The organism is Falsihalocynthiibacter sp. CO-5D18, assembly GCF_041205445.1.
In the GTDB taxonomy this organism is placed as follows: Bacteria; Pseudomonadota; Alphaproteobacteria; order Rhodobacterales; family Rhodobacteraceae; genus Falsihalocynthiibacter; species Falsihalocynthiibacter arcticus.
This window is the reverse complement of the sequence record NZ_JBGFCF010000010.1, coordinates 79,534-96,100: the sequence shown is the minus strand read 5'-3', so window position 1 is coordinate 96,100 and position 16,567 is coordinate 79,534. Positions and strand designations below refer to the sequence as shown.

Genomic DNA, 16,567 nt, shown 5'->3' with positions numbered 1-16,567 from the left:
CCTATTTTTCGGCGAGAATGTCGAGTTGGTTGCGCATGGCTTCAAGCTGATAGCCTGCCGCCTCGCCTGCCGCAATGATTTGGCTTGTGGATATTTTTCCGGCACTTCCCAAGGCCCAAACGACAGTTGAGCGATTTCCCGAAGCGCAATATGCAAAACACTTGCCAGTCGCGGTTTCGATCTCACGGGCCTGAATATCGAGAATATCTTGGGTCAATTGCCCATGTACGACGGGGTTGATCACAAATTTCAGCCCCGCAGCTTCCACTGCGGCCTTGATTTCCGCCGCCTGTAGGGCTGGTGGAACTTCAGAATCCGGTCGGTTGCAAATGACCGTGGTAAAACCAGCATCCACCAAGGCCTGAACATCGTTTGGCTCAATCTGGGCAGAAACGGCATAGGTATCTGTAATCGTTTTAATATCCATGCCGTCTCTTAGCACGTGATTTAGGCGGATTCTAGCCGAGATTTTAGCCTTGGCGCGAAAATCATTCCAAGCGTCATGAAGGCAACAAATGTGAGGCCTCCCACACCGCCAAAGCTCAAAGATGCAATTGCGGGACCAGGGCAAAGGCCAGCCAACCCCCAACCGGCCCCAAACAAAACCGATCCAACCACAAGGCCGCGACCAAGGCGTGGTTCTGGTGGTGCAGGGAATGTGCCACCTAATTTTGGCGTGCGCCCTTTGGAATAAGCCCATGCTACCGCCATTGGGAGGATAGCGCCGCCCATGACGAAGGCGAGCGTCGGATCCCATGATCCAAAAACGTCGAGCCAGCCAATAACGCGCTGGGTGTCCGTCATCCCAGAAATCAGCAACCCTGTGCCAAACAGGCTTCCGGCGAGAAGAGCATAAAAGTTGCGCATTAGATCACTCCCAAGATGTGACGGAACAGAACGACTGTCAGGCCGCCCGCTAGGATATAAAAAACGGTTGCAACGATGCCGCGCAACGAAAGACGCGAGATACCGCAAACGCCGTGGCCCGACGTGCATCCGTTAGCGATGCGTGTGCCAATTCCAACCAAAAGGCCCGCGGCGGCTACGATAAATAGGTTGGAGGTAACGTTGGTTTGGGAGGGGTAAACCGTGGCGGCCAAAATCGCGGGTACGATGAAAAGTCCTGCCAAAAACGAGCCGCGTTCCATGTTGCGACCCGACCCATCAATGAGACCACCGATGACACCGCTTGCGCCCATAATGCGACCGTTCATCAACAAATATACTGCTCCAGCACACCCTATGATGAGCCCGCCTATGAGGCCCATAATCCAACTTTGTTCCATTCTTCGACACCTTTTCCTGTGATTCCCCGCTGGGATGAAAAGATATATAGGCAAACTTTGATATATCTCAAGGCCGAAGCGCAAAAGCACTGTATACTGACAGCATTGACGTGGGGCTATTTTGGCGAATCGCGTTAAGTATGGAGGAAGTATGGCTTTTGAGACCTTAAAAACGGCAATTCTGCTATTGTTGGACGAAATTGAAAAAGCGCCAGAGGATGTGCATATATTGCAGGAATCTTTGCGGGAAAAACTGTCTGAGATGCGCGCGCTTGGTTTGCCAGTTCCCGAGGATTTGGAAGCCTTTGAGCGCGCCCTAGAAGACGAGAGCGCGGAAGACTATTTCAACAATCTTCCCGTCTAAGGCGCTGACTTAGCTTAAAAAAATTCCGGCTACGACCATCATAAGGCCGAGGATTGACGTAAACAGGGCCCCCATATTCCAAGCGACAAGACCACGCAAACGCACGCGCATCTCTTCATCGCTTAGGCCCTGTTTGCGCGCGCGCAGCGCGGAAACAATACAATAGATCAAGCCAATCAGGCCGATCAAGGATAGCACCGCGCCAGCGATAATCAGGATGTCCATTCATTTTCTCCAAGAACAAGTGTTTTGCCGCCTAAAGGATGTCAGCTTTCAGAGCAAGCCCCTTGCGGCTCTGGATTGTGTTGAGTAGCTATGGCGCAGCAAAAAACAAAACAAACCGACGAGGGTTTTCTGATGAACGATTTTTCCAGCGATGCAACTTATCGCGTGACCGCCGACGAGCTGCGTCAATTTATTGAGCGCATAGAGCGTTTGGACGCCGAGAAAAAGGACCTCGCGGAGCAGCAAAAAGAAGTCATGTCCGAAGCAAAGGGCCGTGGATACGATACTAAAGTCCTTCGTAAAATCATTGCCCTGCGTAAGCGTGATGCGAATGATTTGGCGGAAGAAGAAGCTGTGATGGAGATGTACAAAGAAGCTTTGGGGATGACTTAAAAGCGTTTGCATGTACCGCCATCGGTAGCTTTTTAAGTACCTCAACTACGGTGGAGGTACTGCAGTCAAGCTTACCGCAAAAAAATGCGGAAGCTGGCCCGACGCGACGTTGCCCCCAAATATGTCGCTGGGCTAGCGTATCTGAAGGAACACTGCGCAAAAATCAATATCTCGATACCCGAAGTTTCGTGCTATATTGGCTTAAGAAGTAGAATAAACGAGCCCCAAAAAGAGTTGCTGAAGCTAAGTCCCTGAAAGCCTCAAAAGCTGAAGTTTTAACGGACAAAATTCGATTGAAGAGCACTTAGGTTTTAGAGCATCACTCTGAGTATGAACAACTTTTTAAACAAAATGAAAAATTGGGAAAGCAAGAAACGATAGCGACTATACCTCTTGCTTAAAAGTCCGCGGGGCTTCGCGGCCTCGTGCGCAAAACAGATGATCACTTGCGGAATTATGGGTTTTTGCGAGGTGGGAACGGCTGGCGGCTGTCGCCTGCATTCGACATCAATCCGGAGCATCGGCCGGGTGGTCAATTACAGGCACCGATTTCGGAGATTCATAGGGCAGAATATTCTATTCGCTCGGTTCTGGATACGGCCCCGTATTTTGATCTGACGACGGGCGAGGCGCGCGAGATGATTGGGGATATGGCGCGGTATATTGCCGGCTACTGGCGTTGAATTTGCAGTGAATTACAAGTGACTCGCAGCGGTTGGACCGACGATTGAAAACCATGATATCTCATAGGCTGCGCGTCTTTGAGCATGGTAGGAAACTAAACTGAGGCAGCCATCAAAATCTGCATCATCCGGAGTGGTGCTCGGTCAAACTCGCCCAATCGATTTAATGAACGGGATGTTCAAAATGGCGACTATGCATTCGGCAATGAAAAGTCTGATATGAATGCTTATCGACACCTTGAGTTCCCAAATAGATCGATCTTTCGCTTGCCACTATCCAAAGGCCGCGACTGGCCGCAAGGCTAAATTGATTAATGCGATTTTGTCGGGCGCGTTTGGCCGCGCTTATTGCACAATTCGGTGGGAACACCGGACGCTTACGACGACGTTGGGGCTCTTGCAACTCTCCCACGGCAAGCGGTTAAAAAGCGCGTTGACGATAGAAAATTAAGAAAACAAGCGACAATGAATGTGCTTTTGCAATAAATATTGTGAACTATTCATCGGTGTCATCACTGTCTTCAAGGGCCGTTCTGCGTCGGAAAAACGCAAGTAAAAGCGGCACGCTTGTTAGCAGGCCCAGTCCAAGAATCACGCCCATGATCCACTTTGAATTGCCCTCCATGGCCTCGGCTCCGAGAAAGACTAAGGCAAAGCTTGCAGGCAGAATGCCGGCGAAGGTTGCAAGTAGAAAACGCCAGAGATGCAGGCGACTGAGGCCTGCGGCGTAGCTCATTACGTCAAAGGAGACGAACGGCAGTAATCGGCTGAAGAATACCGCAAACGTTAGCGCGTTCTGCGAACCCAAAAGGCCTTTTCCGGCCTTCTCTCCAAGGAACCGCTCAACAGCGTCTTGGCCAAGATGACGTGCAATGAGAAACGCGAGAACGGCCCCCGTTTCCGCCCCAATTGCCACATAGATCATACCCGCCATCTTGCCGTAAGCGGCCCCCGCAGCAACGGCGATTGGCGCGCTAGGAATTGGGCTGGCGACAACCGCGAGGGTCATCAGCGCAATGATGGCGAGCGGGCCCAGCACCCCCAGATTTTCGATCCATGCGGTCGTTTTCTCGGCGTCAAACATGGCAGGCACCTCAAAATACCAAAGCAAGATGGCAGCGAGCGCCAAAACGGCGAAAACCGCAATGACGAGAGGCTTTGTTTTGATGGCTTTGATCCTTAACATGCGAGGGTTCCCTGAAGGGATCGGGAGCGACTTTGGTAGACCACGTCCTTCATCCAACTGTGAATTGGCCCATCATTCCGCCGTCTTCATGTTCGAGGATGTGGCAATGATACATAAAAGGGGCTTGTTTGGAGGCAGGGTGATCAAATTTGATTAAGAGATCGACAGACCCGTTGACCAGAACGGTGTCTTTCCACCCTGTGTTTTGAATTTGTGGTGGCTGGCCGTTTTCCGACAGGACTTGAAACATTGCGCCGTGAACGTGAAACGGGTGCATCATCAAGTCGGCGGAAATTGTCCAGCGTTCCATTGCGCCAAGGTCGACGTTGAAATCGATGCGCTTCATGTCAAACGGTGCCCCGTTGATGGAAAAGCGCCGGTCCGATTGGCGAAACATCATACCCATGCCCATCGACATATCGAGGGAAAAGCGACGCCATTTCGCGTTGGCGGCATCGGCGGTTGGGCGGTTACCACCAAGGGCCGTGGGGAGGCGCGTTATCCGTGTAAGAAGGGATGCATCGACACTAAAAGGAAGTACAGGGAAGTCGGCGGTGCTTTGATTGCCGCCGCCCATCATGCCCGTGTTCGGATTTTGCGCTGAAACGAGTGTCACCGTGCGTTCGTTGGAAAAATCAACCAACACTTCATACCGTTCCCCCGGTGCAATCCTGAGGCTCGTGAGGGCGATGGGTTGATCTAGGAGCCCACTATCTGTCGCAACGAGATGCATCGGCCGATTGTCGGATAAGGCCAGCGTATAAATCCGAGCGTTCGATCCGTTCAAAAGTCGCAGGCGCACCACTCCGCGCGGCACAACCGCAGTCGCGCCGATTTGTCCGTTGATCAACATCGTATCCCCAAGAAAACCGGTCATCTGTTCGGCCATCCCGATGGACAAATCCATTTGCCCATTGCGCGTAAACCGGCGATCCTGAATTACGAGAGTCAGGTCATCCACCCCGTAAGTTGACGGGAGTTCTCGGGCGTCATCTTGGCCGTCCGAGATTTGCAACACGCCTGCCAATCCCATCTGAACCTGTTTGGCCGTCGCACCATGAATGTGGGAGTGATACCAAGCGGTGGCGGTGGGTTGGGTCAAGGTGATTTCTGGTGTCCACGTTGCCTGCGGTGCGATGGGTTGATGAGGCCCCCCATCGACGTTCCCGGGCACGAGAAGCCCATGCCAATGCACCGAAATCGGCTCATTCAAACTGTTTGTAACCTCTGTGACCGTTGTTTGCCCTGTCGCCATACGCAGGGTCGGTCCGAGGAAGGGTTGGTTAAATCCCCATGTGTCAGCGCGGGACGAACCTTTAAACAAAGTTCGCCCCTTTTGCGCCTCCAACCGAACCCGCCTTGTCGTCGTTGCATCCATAAGTGGGGGCATGACGAGACGTTTGGGAGCTTCCTGACTAATGGATAAATTCGGAAAGCCCACAACTGCGGTGCTTGCTGCGATACCGCCTAGAAGGGTTCGACGTTTCAATTTGTATCTCCGTTTATTGTTTTAGAGCAGATCGTCGGGAAGGGCGGCCTGCGCCTCTTCAATCGTCACAATTGGCAGACCCGTATTGATCCATCCGGCGCCGACACTTGACCCAAGCATCCCTTCGGAGACATCAATGAAATTTTCGTATCCAGTCGCTTTCAGGTTCTTATAAACGGCCCCTGAGCGTCCCCCCGTCGCACATATCAGCGCAACGGGCCGGTCTTGGGCAAGCGTTCGCGCCGCCATAAGTCGCTCCGAAAACCCTTCCTCATGCAGGCTCACAGGCCACGCACCCTGTGCCACGCCTGTCTCGGCCCACTCCCGAGGCGAGCGGATATCCAACAGAAGAATTTCATCCAGTTGCAGGGCCTCATAGGCCTCACTCACCGACCAAACCTCACGGTTTTGGGCGAAAGTAATCGGGGCGAAAGTTGTTGCGGGGAGAGCTGCGATGAGGCCGAGCAATGTCCTACGGTTCAGTTGCATAAAGGGGTTTCCTTTCGATTGTGCTGAGCGTGGTCGCCTAGTTGTCGGACGGACCAGACTCTTCACCCATACCACCATTTCCTCGCATCGGCATGTCCATTTGGTCGGCAGGTGCGGTCATTTCGCCCATTGTTACCATGCCATCCCCATCTGCATCGAGATTTTGAAACCGATCAACCATTTGCGCGCGAACCATTTTGCTGTGAAGCGCCTCAAATTCGTCGATTGAAAGAGTCCCGTCGTCATTCGCATCCGAATTTGCGTGCATCGATTGCAACATTCCATGAGCTTCTTCGTCTGAAACAGTGCCGTCGCCATCGGCGTCTGCCTCAATGCCCTCCATCATCACGCCCTGCATCAACGCCATCATATTCTGGTTCATCATACGTGAGTGCATTTGCATCATCATGCCCATGCTTCCCGCCATGTTTCCATTCCCGCCCATCATACCATTGAACGCTTGTGGTGCGCCTTTGGGTTTTTCGCCGTCATGATGTCCTGCATCCGCAAAGGCGGTGGTGCTAACTGCGGTGAATAGGACAAAAGATATTGCTGTTTTGAGGGTATTTGACATTGTTGTCTCTCCAAAATTATTTCCGCTTTACACTGACAAGAAATGACAGAAACCAAAGCCAGCGCACGCTTGGATTTGTATCCATCTGTCGCAATGGAGGATGGCTGATACAATTGGCGACAAAAATGAGCCTGACCCGACGGATATATTTGATTTAGAAAGAGAACATGATGAACCCGCCACATATTCTCGTCGTAGACGACCACCTGCAAATCCGTGAAAGCGTGACCCGTTTTTTGATTAAAAATGGACTGCGGGCCACCCCAGCTAAGGATGCAAAGGACATGGATTCCAAGCTGGCGATGGGGCATTTTGACCTTATCGTTTTGGATGTCATGATGCCTGGAGAAAGCGGTCTATCGGTCTGTCAGCGCCTTTCTGGAGAACAAAAAATACCCATCATTTTGTTGACGGCATTGGGCGACGATACGGACCGTATTGTCGGCCTCGAAATCGGCGCTGACGACTATATTTCTAAGCCGTTTAACCCGCGCGAACTTCTGGCACGTATTAAAGCAGTGCTGCGTCGTGCGGCACAACCCGAGAGGGTGATTGGTGATTTTGCGAGTAAGAAAATACGTTTTGCACACTTAGTTCTGGATGCCGACCGGCAGGTTTTGTTGAGCGAAGGTCAGGAAGAAATTGCCCTAACAAGCGCGGATTTCAAATTGCTGGTCGTGCTGCTCGAACGCCCCCGTGTCGTTCTGAGCAGGGATCAGCTTTTGGACTTGGCGGCAGGCCGGTCTGGAGGGCCCCTTGATCGTACAATTGACAACCAAATCAGTCGACTGCGGCGCAAAATTGAAATAGACGTCCTGCGCCCTAAAATCATCAGGACCATTCGCAATGGTGGATACTGCCTGTCGGTTGATGTTGAGGTTTTTGGCGGATGATGGGGCTTTTACGTACGTTGCGTGTGCAGCTCGTTCTTCTGGTCATGGCAGCCTTGTTGGTAGCCCAATTTATTAGCCTTTGGTTGTTTGCTGACGAACGCAGCCTCGCGGTTCGCGCTGCATTGGGGTTTGAGGCTGCCGGTCGTGCGGCGAATGTTGCGCGCTTAATTGAAGAGGCTCCTCCAGAACTTCACGTCTCGATTTTGCGCGCGTCCAACTCCCCCTTGGTGCGGTTTGAATTGGCGTCTCGGCCCATTGTTCAACACGCGGACCATTCTGACAGTGGCATGGTTGAGGGACGCATTCGGGCGTTGTTAGACGACAGTTTTAGTCGCGATATTCGCGTCGAACTGCACGAAATAGAGGGGCAGATTTTGCCTCTCCCACACCTTTCGCAGGAAATGGCCCAAATGCATGTTGCCATGATGCGCGGCGAGTTGTCGGCGGTTGAAATGAACCTGTCCATTGGCATTACGGGCGGGGATTGGCTTAATGTGAGCACGCGTTTTGAACGGCCACCCATTCAATGGCCGATCTATTCCATGCTCACTTTCGCCCTCTCTGCCGCCGCAATTTTGGGGGTCGTTTTTTGGTTTTTGATGACCCGTCTTACAGGCCCGTTGCGGGGTTTGGTACAGGCGGCGGATCGTCTGGGTCGCGGTGAGGATGTCTCTGATTTACCTATGGTTGGACCCGCCGAGGTGCGCGACCTTACCTCTACTTTTAATCGGATGCAGGATCGCCTCACGCGGTTTGTAGCCGACCGCACGCGGTTGTTGGCAGCCCTTGGGCACGATCTCCGCTCACCGCTTACGGCCCTGCGTGTCCGCGCCGAAATGGTGGATGATGAGGAAACGCGTGACAGTTTGGTCGCCTCGGTCGAAGAAATGCAGTCGATGGTCGAGGCAACCCTAACCTTTGCACGCGGGTTGACGGGGGGGGAGGGGCCAGAAGTCGTTGATCTGAAAGCCTTCCTTCAATCCCTTCAAACAGACATGCACACTCCATTCGAGCTTGCAGACGGCCCAACAATCGACGTGCGCCTGCGCCCCAATGCAATGCGCCGCGCTCTTAGAAACGTCATTGAAAACGCCGTGCGCTATGGGGGAAATACACGGGTGTATCACACGGTTTCAAAAGACGAATTTGTCATAATCGTGGAGGATGACGGCCCTGGAATCCCTGCCACGGAACTTGAGCGTGTGTTCGATCCTTTTTTCCGGCTTGAGCAGTCACGGTCGTTAGAAACCGGCGGGCATGGCCTCGGACTGTCGATTGCGCGCACAATCATTGGCGCACACGGTGGCGATATATCTCTGTTAAACCGCGAAGAGAGCGGGTTGCGCGCCACAATCACCATCCCGCTCGCCAATAGCACCGCAGCATAAGGCAAGATAGACCGATAAATTTAACGATTTTTACCTCCCTTTCCCTTTAAGAGGAAAGGCACATAGAGTCACCCAAGTGACTGTAATATATTATGATTTCTCTAGACGTTGACGCCTTGATGCGCAGTTTTGTAACCAGTGATTTCACGGTTTTAAACGTGGCCGAGAATTCTCACCCGCTCAAGCCGCTGCTTTTTAAAATTGTGGGGGCACGGGGGCGTCACGCAGGGTCACTATTGCTATGGGTCCTGATCCCCCCCGTTTTTGGCGCCGGCGTTTCGCTCTTTGGCTGCAACGTCCCAGAGCGGCTAAAAGCGCGGACACTGGTGGTGCAGGCGTGGATCAGTACGGGATTCTTCTCGTTTATGTTACTGACTTCAAACCCATTCCACCGCCTCTGGATGGTAATGACCTCAACCCGTTGCTTCAAGATGGGGCCACACGCATCCGCCCCCTTGACGTATCTTTTGTGGGGTCTGCGCGCGCAATTTGCCATGCGCCGCGCATGAAATGACCTTCGCCCATACGGGGCGCGCGATTGCGATGTTTGGCTTCATTGGGTATGGCGCGTGGAAAATATAAGAAATCGTCTTTGTCACCCCTGAAACGATTATTGCTATTGCGGGATTTGGCGTGACATTTGAGGGTATGGAAGGGGTCCGTGGCCCAATTACGCCGCGGATCGCGGTGCTCTTGTGGTGGAACGTAGTGGCAAACCAATCACCTATTGGATATCCTGAGGGGCAAAGTACCAAGACAGAAAGCGCAATCCGCTCGAAACTTGCGGGCGACCTTTGTACCTCAATATAGTCCCCGGTAGCGTAAAGCCCTTCCAATCGCAACAGTCCCCGCAGAGTAACTATGAAACGATTGATTGCCTTCACGGTAATTTTTATTGCGCTTGTCGTTGGTGGGTTCTGAACCCAGACCGTGATCCAAATGAGGTACCTTCCGTGCTCATTTCTCAACCTGTGCTGGATTTCGATTTGCCGCCAATTGAAGGCATCGATGTGCCCGGATTGGCGCGTGATTTGAACTTGCTCGTGCGGGAAAGGCTGGTTGCCGGCGATAGCAACGCCCTAGCCATCGCCTTCATTCAGGTGCGGTATGGCGATTACGGCTCACCCGACCATTTTTGCTTTTGATGGCGGTGGCAATTAGGGTGCTCACCTTCCGACGAACGTCTCGTCAGGCCACACCAAAGGGACTGAGCGACGCAGAAGAACAAGAAATTGATACCTTCATCAATGAACAAAAAGCAGGACCGCACACATGATTTGGGCTTTGGTGGTATTGTTGCATTTTCCTACTAGGGCCTCAAAGGGTCGCCAGAGTTTTCCAACCTCGTTTTCGCCAACCGTCAGACAGAAGGCCAAGAAGAAGAGCGTGTTGTTGAGCTAACGGATAAGCTTTTTGCCGGTTTGCTCGCGGCCCCTGAAGGCGGTGCGTCGCAGGGCTGGATGCTAATGGCGCAAACCTACTACCGGATGGAGCGCTATGAGGAGGCCATGTCGCGGAGCAGGGCATCGTGTCTCCTCAGGCGGTCATTGAGATTGATAGGGCCGTTACCTTGGATCCAAGCAATCCGGCAGCCACGTGTTTGGGTGACGAATCTGATGATCTTGAAGGGGGGTGCGCTTTGCGAAAACCTACACCGTTCTAGATGAGCATGGGCAAGCCATTGAGCGATGCGCGTTTAGCGAATTTGGTATGGTGCGTGTTTTGTTAGCGGTTGCTTTATTTCTGGAAGCGTGAGGTCTGTGAGTGCAAATCCTTGGCGTCCGTTTTCGCAAGTGAATATGTTCTTTAGGGCTTCAGGTGTACCAGAATATTGGCTGCCGGTGAGGGCCCACATCATTACGCCTTCGTTTTGTTTTCTTGGAGCCGTGGCACTTTTTTATTCATGACTTCATGCATGAATATATGCGCGCCAACACACAGTATAATCGGAGCAAAAGCGGTTAGATTTGAGCCAATACTCGTCAGTTTTTACCTGTTAAGAACTATCCTCCAATTGGGATTAGCATGACGCGCAACAGGCAATCATTGCTAAGTGGACGAATTCTAAAGGTTGATTTTTTAGTACGCTGATTTTCGGCTTTAGAAACCTTTAGTTTATGTGAGGCTTCCAATAAACGCGTCTATCCTCCTTCAAAGTCAAGGATACATTTGGATACAAATTTGGTGCTTCCAAAACGTTGAAGCATCCCGTGAAAACTGCATAAACTAGGTCAACGTACCAGCCATTGAGCAAACATTTGAGGATGAAATGGGGAAACAAAAGTGAACAGAACTCAAAAGCACAGAGTGTTTGCCTGTGGGATCACTTTTCTAGCTATGCCTTCTGTTTTTCGGACACTCCCTATGATTTGGCAAAATTATCAGATTCAAGGCACTCGGGTGAAATCGATTTGAGTGTAGTCTTTAGAAAATTCAAAAAGGTACGATTATGATTAAATCGGGATATCTGATCGGTGGGGTCCTCTTGTTGGGCGGAGCCCTTGTTGGCTGGAAGGCTATGCAGCCTGCCACCGCCCCACAAGGCCATTCAATGGCACCTCCGAACACCAGTGCAATCGCTGAAGGATCGCCGATTGTCGAAGTGCAATTGCCAACTCAGTTGTCGGAAAATGCGTCAATCGGCAAACAGGTTTTCGACGCCAAATGCTCAGAATGCCATGGCGTGAATGCTGCAGGGCAAAATGGCGTTGCGCCGCCGTTGGTCCATATAATTTATGAACCGGGACATCATTCCGACGAGGCATTTTTGAATGCGGCCCAAAATGGCGTGGGATCACATCATTGGGATTTTGGCAACATGCCCCCAGTGAAAGGTTTAACACGCGCGGAAATCCTCTATGTTGCAACTTATGTTCGTGAATTGCAGCGTGAGAACGGGATTAATTGATGGTGTCAAAGGGCTCTCTGGTTTTGTTTGGGATCGTCAAAGTGGTGACGCTTGTCGCCATCCTTGTGTTTACGGTTTTCCCCCGAGACTTGAGTGCTCATGAGGATCCAAGGGATGTGGCTTCTGTTTCAATTTCACACGAGTCCCCTGATCCATCGCATGCACACAAGGAGTTGGAAGCACAATCAGGCCATTGCCATCCCGGAATAGACTGCTTTGTTCCAGCCGTATTTTTCCTAAATACTGAAATTTTGATTACTCTACGACAGATGCAAACCAACTCTTTTTTTGTTCACTCCTATGGCGAAAGCTGGTTGCTTTTGCATGAAAGTCCCCCTCCGCGATACTGGTCTTGAAATAAACTTGTTCCAAAAAACCTTCACGGAGAAAACAGATGAAAACAACACCTATATTAGCATCCATAGTCGTAGGATTTACCGCCATTGCCGCCTTTGCGCATGGCGGCGCGATGGGGATCGTAAAAGAGCGTATGGATGCCATGGATGCGATGGGCAAGGCTGTCAAATCCGTCGCCCCCATGATGCAGGGTACAACTGACTACAACGCAGAGACAGTTAAACAAGCGGCGGCGCTTTTCTTGCAGCATTCTGGCGAAGCAATGACTTCGTTGTTTCCGGAGGGTTCGGGGGCAGCACCGTCGGAGGCCAAGGCAACCGTATGGTCAGATTGGGACGAATTCTCCGAACTTGCCGAGCGGCTTGGCGTGGCAGCTGAAGGATTGGCCAAGGCTGCGGACAATGGACTTATGATGGGTGGCAATACAAGTAAATCCGCCAGCGATATGATGGGCGGCGGGGGAATGATGGGGGCTTCGCCTGCAACCAACATGTCCGTCGCACAGATCGCGGCGATGCCAGCCGATCAAGCCTTCACGATTGTGTCTCAAGTATGCACTGCGTGCCATACAAAATACCGCGCCGAGAATAAATAAATGAGATGGGTATTCAAGTTGGCTCTAGGGTCTGCGGCTCTTGGGGCCGTGGTCATTGGGGCGCTCGTTGTCTGGCCGATTGGTAACAGTCCTGCGCAAATTTCTCTTGAGGGGGATGTCGGCCGCGGTGCCTATCTTGCGCGTGCAAGTGGCTGTATTGCCTGTCACACTGATTTTGAAGCAGGAGGGGCGCCTTTGGCGGGAGGGGTCGAGTTGAAAACCCCCTTTGGCACATTGTATTCTCCAAACTTAACTGGCGACCCTGTTCACGGGATTGGCGATTGGACCATTCAAGAATTTGCGGTGGCAGTTCGCCAAGGGGTCTCGCCTGAGGGGGAGGCCTATTATCCGGCGTTCACCTATCCGTTTTATGCGAATTTCACCGATCAGGATATCGCTGACCTTTGGGCAGCTTACCAAACAGTGGCCCCAGTTGCGGAACCTTCAAAGCCCCACGAAATGGCGTTTCCGTTTGACCAACGTTGGGGCCTTAAACTATGGCGCGCGGCATTCCTCAAACCACCTCGCACCAAGCCAAATCCGGACAATGATGCACTGTGGAATCGAGGGAGGCTTCTTGTTGGGGGTGCCACGCATTGTGCCGCCTGCCATACCGCACGAAACTTTGCGGGAGCGCGAAAAACCGACACCGAACACTTCAAGGGCAACGCCACTTTGCCAGGTGGCGGAAAAGCCCCGGCAATTGACTACGAAACCCTGCAAATGCGGGGCTGGACGGTGGATAACCTTGCCTATGCATTGAGCACAGGTGTGAAGCCCGACGGGGATGCCTTCGGTGATTCCATGGGGGAAGTTGTTTTGTATGGCACGAGCTTCTTGAGCCCTGAGGATCATCGCGCAATGGCCATCTACTTGTTGGATGATCATAGCGGCGGATAATTGATTGCGCATCACGTATTGGAAGTTGGGAGGGGACGAACCCCTCTCCTATGAAGGAACAGAAATGACACAAACACGACGTGATGTTTTGCAAATGGGTGCCGCGTTTGGCGTTGCGGCAATGGTGCCGACAATTGGCCGCGCGCAAACCGCAGATATGCAAAGGATTGTCGCACGCCCTGCCAGCGTTCAACTAGCGCCGCCCGAATACCCCAAGACCGATATTTGGGGGTATGACGGCACGCTGCCTGGCCCTGAAATACGTGTGCCACAAGGCGGGCCCGTCGCGCGGCGATTTGTGAATGAACTGCCGCAAGCAAGTTCGATGCATTGGCACGGCCTGCGCATAGAAAATGCTATGGATGGCGTTGCGGGCCTCACCCAAGAAGCGGTGCCAACGGGCGAAACGTTCGACTACGAGTTTGTTGCGCCAGATGCGGGCACCTATTGGTATCACGCGCACAATCGGTCAACCGAGCAGGTTGCGCGCGGCCTTTATGGCGCGTTGATCGTCGAAGAACCAACCCCTGCCGACGTGGATCGCGATGAGGTGCTGATCCTTGATGATTGGCTGCTTGATCCGGAAACTGGCCAACTGGACCCCGATTTTGACGCCCCCCATAATAGTAGCCACGCAGGACGCCGCGGCAATTTTATTGCGACGAACGGAAGCTTTGACACAACGTGGGAGGTGCCCGCAAATACACGGCTGCGCTTGCGTCTCATCAACGCCGCAAATGCACGGGTTTTTCAGCTAGGCCTGTCTGGCCTTGAGGGCTGGGTGATGGCGCTGGACGGTATGCCCCTCGAAACCCCGGAGCCGATTCCGGAGATGATTTTAATGGCCCCTGGTCAACGCGTTGATCTATTTGTCGATGTGACCGCCCCTATGGGTGAAACCGCGCATCTGGTGCGCATTGAAGAGGATCAAGGCTATTCTCAAGCGGCGTTTAGCGTGGTTGACGCCCTCGACTCTTCCAAAGAACAACGAGGGGCACCTGTGCCCTTGCCCCCCAACCCGAATATGGACGTGCCAAATCTGGAAACCGCGCGTCGCATCACTCTTGATATGGAAGGTGGCGCGATGGGGCGTCTGGAGACGGCCGTTTTGGACGGCGAGCGCATGGATTTCCGCGAGCTTGTGGCGGCCAATCAGTTCTGGTCTTTTAACGGTGTGGTGGGCATGACGCAGACGCCTCTTGCAAGCCTTGCGCGGGGCGAAACGGCAAGAATGCGCATCGCCAACAACACCGTGTTCCCCCATGCAATGCATCTTCATGGCATGCATTTTCGCGAGATTGCCGAAGACGGTACAATAGGCCCTCTCAGGGATACGCTTTTGATCTTTGGGGATGAATCACGAGAGATCGCCTTTGTTGCGGACAACCCGGGGAAGTGGCTTTTCCACTGTCATATGCTGTCGCATGCCGCGTCTGGCATGATGACGTGGATTGAGGTGGCGTGATGCAAAACCATTTTCGCGTTCTCAAAATCAAATTTCCCCCAACAGGAGACTTAGTATGAGCATCAGGAATTTAACCACGTCGGTGGCGCTGTGTCTTGCGGTCCCTTTTGCAGCGTATGCAGATGGGGTGAGCGACGAGCGGATAAAGGAACTTGCCCTAGAGGCCATTCTTGAAAACCCGCAAATAGTCATGGAAGCGGTTGCGATCCTCGAAAAACAGCGCTTGGAAGGCGAGTCATTGGCCGTGGCTGATGTGCTCACAAGTCAGCGAGCTCTATTGGAACAAGACCCAAATGCACCGGTTTTAGGCAATCCGGACGGCGATGTGACCGTTGTTGAGTTCTTTGACTACAATTGCCCCTACTGTCGAAGTGCAATGGGTGAAGTTCAAGCCATGCTCAAAAAAGATCCAAATGTGCGCTTGGTGTATCGGGAGTGGCCCATCCTTGGCGAGGGTTCGGTATTTGCGTCCAAAGCGGCGCTTGCTGCGCGCAATCAAGGAAAATATGAAGAGTTTCATTGGGCGCTCATGGGTATGAAGGGGCGCGCCGATGAGAAGAGCGTTCTCGCAATTGCAAAGGATATTGGTCTTGATGTGGACGTGCTTCGGCAGGATATGGACTCCCCAGAAGTGGCGGAACATATCGCCAGTTCCATGAGCCTTAGTCAAACCTTAGGGTTCAACGGAACCCCTTCCTTTGTGATCGGCAACCAACTCGTCCCCGGATTCGTCGAACAGGCGCAGCTTTCAGAATATGTTGACGCCGTGCGAGAGGGGCAGGAATGATTGGGCTCCTTTGCGTTTTAAACTCGTAGCGAGTTTGCGCGAACCATTAGAATGTGTGAGGATTTCGGTGAACAGGAAAAGGAATGGATTTATGAAGAAGGGCAACAAAACTGCCATCCTCGTTGCCGGATTGGGTGGCCTTGCCGTGATCGCTTTTGTGGCCATTTCATTCCTCTTTGTTGGCACAGACACGCCCCCATTGAAGCAGCCCTCAAATTCAAACGTTCAGGCTGGTGCTGCTTTGTACAGCGAGAATTGTGCATCGTGTCATGGCAAGGATCTTGAGGGGCAGCCCGACTGGCGCAGCCAAAATGAAAACGGCATGCTTCCGGCACCGCCGCATGACGAAAGCGGCCATACATGGCATCACGGTGACGCGTTATTGTTTGAATATACAAAACTCGGAGGGCAGGCTGTGCTGGAGGCTTCTGGCGCAACGGGTTTTACAAGTGGAATGCCGCGTTTTGAGGGCCAGCTCAGTGACGAAGAAATTTGGGATATCCTCGCATTTATAAAATCAAACTGGTCGGAACGGGCGCGGTTATCGCAGGCCGAGCGGTCTAAAGGCGAGTAATCCAAGGACGA

Annotated in this window: 22 protein-coding genes; 13 read left to right on the top strand and 9 right to left on the bottom strand. The window is 52.6% G+C overall.

Annotation, left to right across the window (positions count from 1 at the left end; all coding sequences use genetic code 11):
* Nucleotide 1: 1 nt before the first annotated feature.
* From AB9F27_RS14110 to AB9F27_RS14100, 3 genes are read right to left on the bottom strand one after another with little or no spacing between them, the layout of a single operon-like run.
* Nucleotides 2-427: a TIGR01244 family sulfur transferase gene (locus AB9F27_RS14110; protein WP_369756576.1), complete on the bottom strand. Its 426-nt coding sequence runs from the start codon at nt 425-427 to the stop codon at nt 2-4.
* Nucleotides 428-447: 20 nt separating this feature from the next.
* A complete protein-coding gene (locus AB9F27_RS14105) occupies nt 448-867 on the bottom strand; it encodes a DUF6691 family protein (protein WP_335586252.1) in 420 nt (139 codons plus the stop codon).
* The gene (locus AB9F27_RS14100; RefSeq protein WP_335586251.1) at nt 867-1,286 is read right to left on the bottom strand and encodes a YeeE/YedE thiosulfate transporter family protein; all 420 of its coding nucleotides are present in this window, start codon (nt 1,284-1,286) and stop codon (nt 867-869) included. The genes AB9F27_RS14105 and AB9F27_RS14100 overlap by 1 nt, the downstream gene beginning before the upstream one ends.
* A 151-nt stretch (nt 1,287-1,437) precedes the next feature.
* On the opposite strand from AB9F27_RS14100, the gene AB9F27_RS14095 reads away from it, so the two are divergent.
* The gene (locus AB9F27_RS14095) at nt 1,438-1,650 is read left to right on the top strand and encodes a hypothetical protein (protein ID WP_039002504.1); all 213 of its coding nucleotides are present in this window, start codon (nt 1,438-1,440) and stop codon (nt 1,648-1,650) included.
* 9 nt (nt 1,651-1,659) lie between these two features.
* On the opposite strand, the gene AB9F27_RS14090 is transcribed toward AB9F27_RS14095, so the two are convergent.
* Nucleotides 1,660-1,875, bottom strand: a complete 216-nt coding sequence (locus AB9F27_RS14090) for a hypothetical protein (protein ID WP_039002502.1) — start codon at nt 1,873-1,875, stop codon at nt 1,660-1,662.
* 132 nt (nt 1,876-2,007) lie between these two features.
* On the opposite strand from AB9F27_RS14090, the gene AB9F27_RS14085 reads away from it, so the two are divergent.
* Nucleotides 2,008-2,268 carry a DUF2312 domain-containing protein gene (locus tag AB9F27_RS14085; protein WP_039002604.1) on the top strand — a complete coding sequence of 87 codons (261 nt, stop codon included), beginning with the start codon at nt 2,008-2,010 and terminating at the stop codon, nt 2,266-2,268.
* A 425-nt stretch (nt 2,269-2,693) separates the two neighbouring features.
* Nucleotides 2,694-2,951: a HipA domain-containing protein gene (locus tag AB9F27_RS14080; protein ID WP_335586250.1), complete on the top strand. Its 258-nt coding sequence runs from the start codon at nt 2,694-2,696 to the stop codon at nt 2,949-2,951.
* A 496-nt stretch (nt 2,952-3,447) separates the two neighbouring features.
* Here AB9F27_RS14080 and AB9F27_RS14075 read toward each other — a convergent pair whose 3' ends face one another.
* From AB9F27_RS14075 to AB9F27_RS14060, 4 genes are read right to left on the bottom strand one after another with little or no spacing between them, the layout of a single operon-like run.
* Complete coding sequence (locus AB9F27_RS14075) at nt 3,448-4,137, bottom strand: VTT domain-containing protein (RefSeq protein WP_335586249.1); 690 nt, start codon at nt 4,135-4,137, stop codon at nt 3,448-3,450.
* Between the two features lie 49 nt (nt 4,138-4,186).
* Nucleotides 4,187-5,626 carry a multicopper oxidase domain-containing protein gene (locus tag AB9F27_RS14070; RefSeq protein WP_335586248.1) on the bottom strand — a complete coding sequence of 480 codons (1,440 nt, stop codon included), beginning with the start codon at nt 5,624-5,626 and terminating at the stop codon, nt 4,187-4,189.
* A gap of 21 nt (nt 5,627-5,647) precedes the next feature.
* On the bottom strand, nt 5,648-6,115 hold the full coding sequence (locus tag AB9F27_RS14065) for a rhodanese-like domain-containing protein (RefSeq protein WP_335586247.1): 468 nt from the start codon (nt 6,113-6,115) through the stop codon (nt 5,648-5,650).
* Between the two features lie 37 nt (nt 6,116-6,152).
* Nucleotides 6,153-6,689 (bottom strand): calcium-binding protein, encoded by a 537-nt coding sequence (locus AB9F27_RS14060; RefSeq protein WP_335586246.1) that lies wholly within the window; start codon nt 6,687-6,689, stop codon nt 6,153-6,155.
* A 167-nt stretch (nt 6,690-6,856) separates the two neighbouring features.
* Here AB9F27_RS14060 and AB9F27_RS14055 point away from each other — a divergent pair, with 167 nt between their 5' ends.
* The 4 genes from AB9F27_RS14055 to AB9F27_RS14040 all read left to right on the top strand — a co-directional run bounded on the left by AB9F27_RS14055 (nt 6,857) and on the right by AB9F27_RS14040 (nt 10,115).
* A complete protein-coding gene (locus AB9F27_RS14055) occupies nt 6,857-7,582 on the top strand; it encodes a response regulator (RefSeq protein ID WP_039002326.1) in 726 nt (241 codons plus the stop codon).
* A complete protein-coding gene (locus AB9F27_RS14050) occupies nt 7,579-8,970 on the top strand; it encodes an ATP-binding protein (protein WP_335586245.1) in 1,392 nt (463 codons plus the stop codon). Before AB9F27_RS14055 ends, AB9F27_RS14050 begins: the two co-directional genes overlap by 4 nt.
* A 92-nt stretch (nt 8,971-9,062) precedes the next feature.
* Nucleotides 9,063-9,479 (top strand): hypothetical protein, encoded by a 417-nt coding sequence (locus AB9F27_RS14045; RefSeq protein ID WP_335586244.1) that lies wholly within the window; start codon nt 9,063-9,065, stop codon nt 9,477-9,479.
* A gap of 444 nt (nt 9,480-9,923) precedes the next feature.
* Nucleotides 9,924-10,115 (top strand): cytochrome c-type biogenesis protein CcmH, encoded by a 192-nt coding sequence (locus tag AB9F27_RS14040; protein ID WP_369756568.1) that lies wholly within the window; start codon nt 9,924-9,926, stop codon nt 10,113-10,115.
* A 712-nt stretch (nt 10,116-10,827) separates the two neighbouring features.
* Here AB9F27_RS14040 and AB9F27_RS14035 read toward each other — a convergent pair.
* Nucleotides 10,828-10,947: a DUF2933 domain-containing protein gene (locus AB9F27_RS14035; protein ID WP_369757888.1), complete on the bottom strand. Its 120-nt coding sequence runs from the start codon at nt 10,945-10,947 to the stop codon at nt 10,828-10,830.
* A 472-nt stretch (nt 10,948-11,419) separates the two neighbouring features.
* Between AB9F27_RS14035 and AB9F27_RS14030 the strand changes: the two genes are divergently transcribed.
* From AB9F27_RS14030 to AB9F27_RS14005, 6 genes are all read left to right on the top strand, one after another.
* Nucleotides 11,420-11,878 (top strand): cytochrome c, encoded by a 459-nt coding sequence (locus tag AB9F27_RS14030; protein WP_335586243.1) that lies wholly within the window; start codon nt 11,420-11,422, stop codon nt 11,876-11,878.
* 394 nt (nt 11,879-12,272) lie between these two features.
* Complete coding sequence (locus AB9F27_RS14025) at nt 12,273-12,830, top strand: cytochrome c (RefSeq protein ID WP_335586242.1); 558 nt, start codon at nt 12,273-12,275, stop codon at nt 12,828-12,830.
* Nucleotides 12,831-13,730 (top strand): cytochrome c, encoded by a 900-nt coding sequence (locus AB9F27_RS14020; protein WP_335586241.1) that lies wholly within the window; start codon nt 12,831-12,833, stop codon nt 13,728-13,730.
* Between the two features lie 64 nt (nt 13,731-13,794).
* Nucleotides 13,795-15,195, top strand: a complete 1,401-nt coding sequence (locus AB9F27_RS14015) for a multicopper oxidase family protein (RefSeq protein ID WP_335586240.1) — start codon at nt 13,795-13,797, stop codon at nt 15,193-15,195.
* Nucleotides 15,196-15,250: 55 nt separating this feature from the next.
* Entirely contained in the window at nt 15,251-15,982 is a 732-nt protein-coding gene (locus tag AB9F27_RS14010) for a DsbA family protein (protein WP_335586239.1), read from the top strand.
* Between the two features lie 91 nt (nt 15,983-16,073).
* A complete protein-coding gene (locus AB9F27_RS14005; protein WP_335586238.1) occupies nt 16,074-16,556 on the top strand; it encodes a cytochrome c in 483 nt (160 codons plus the stop codon).
* The last annotated feature ends 11 nt before the right edge of the window (nt 16,557-16,567 follow it).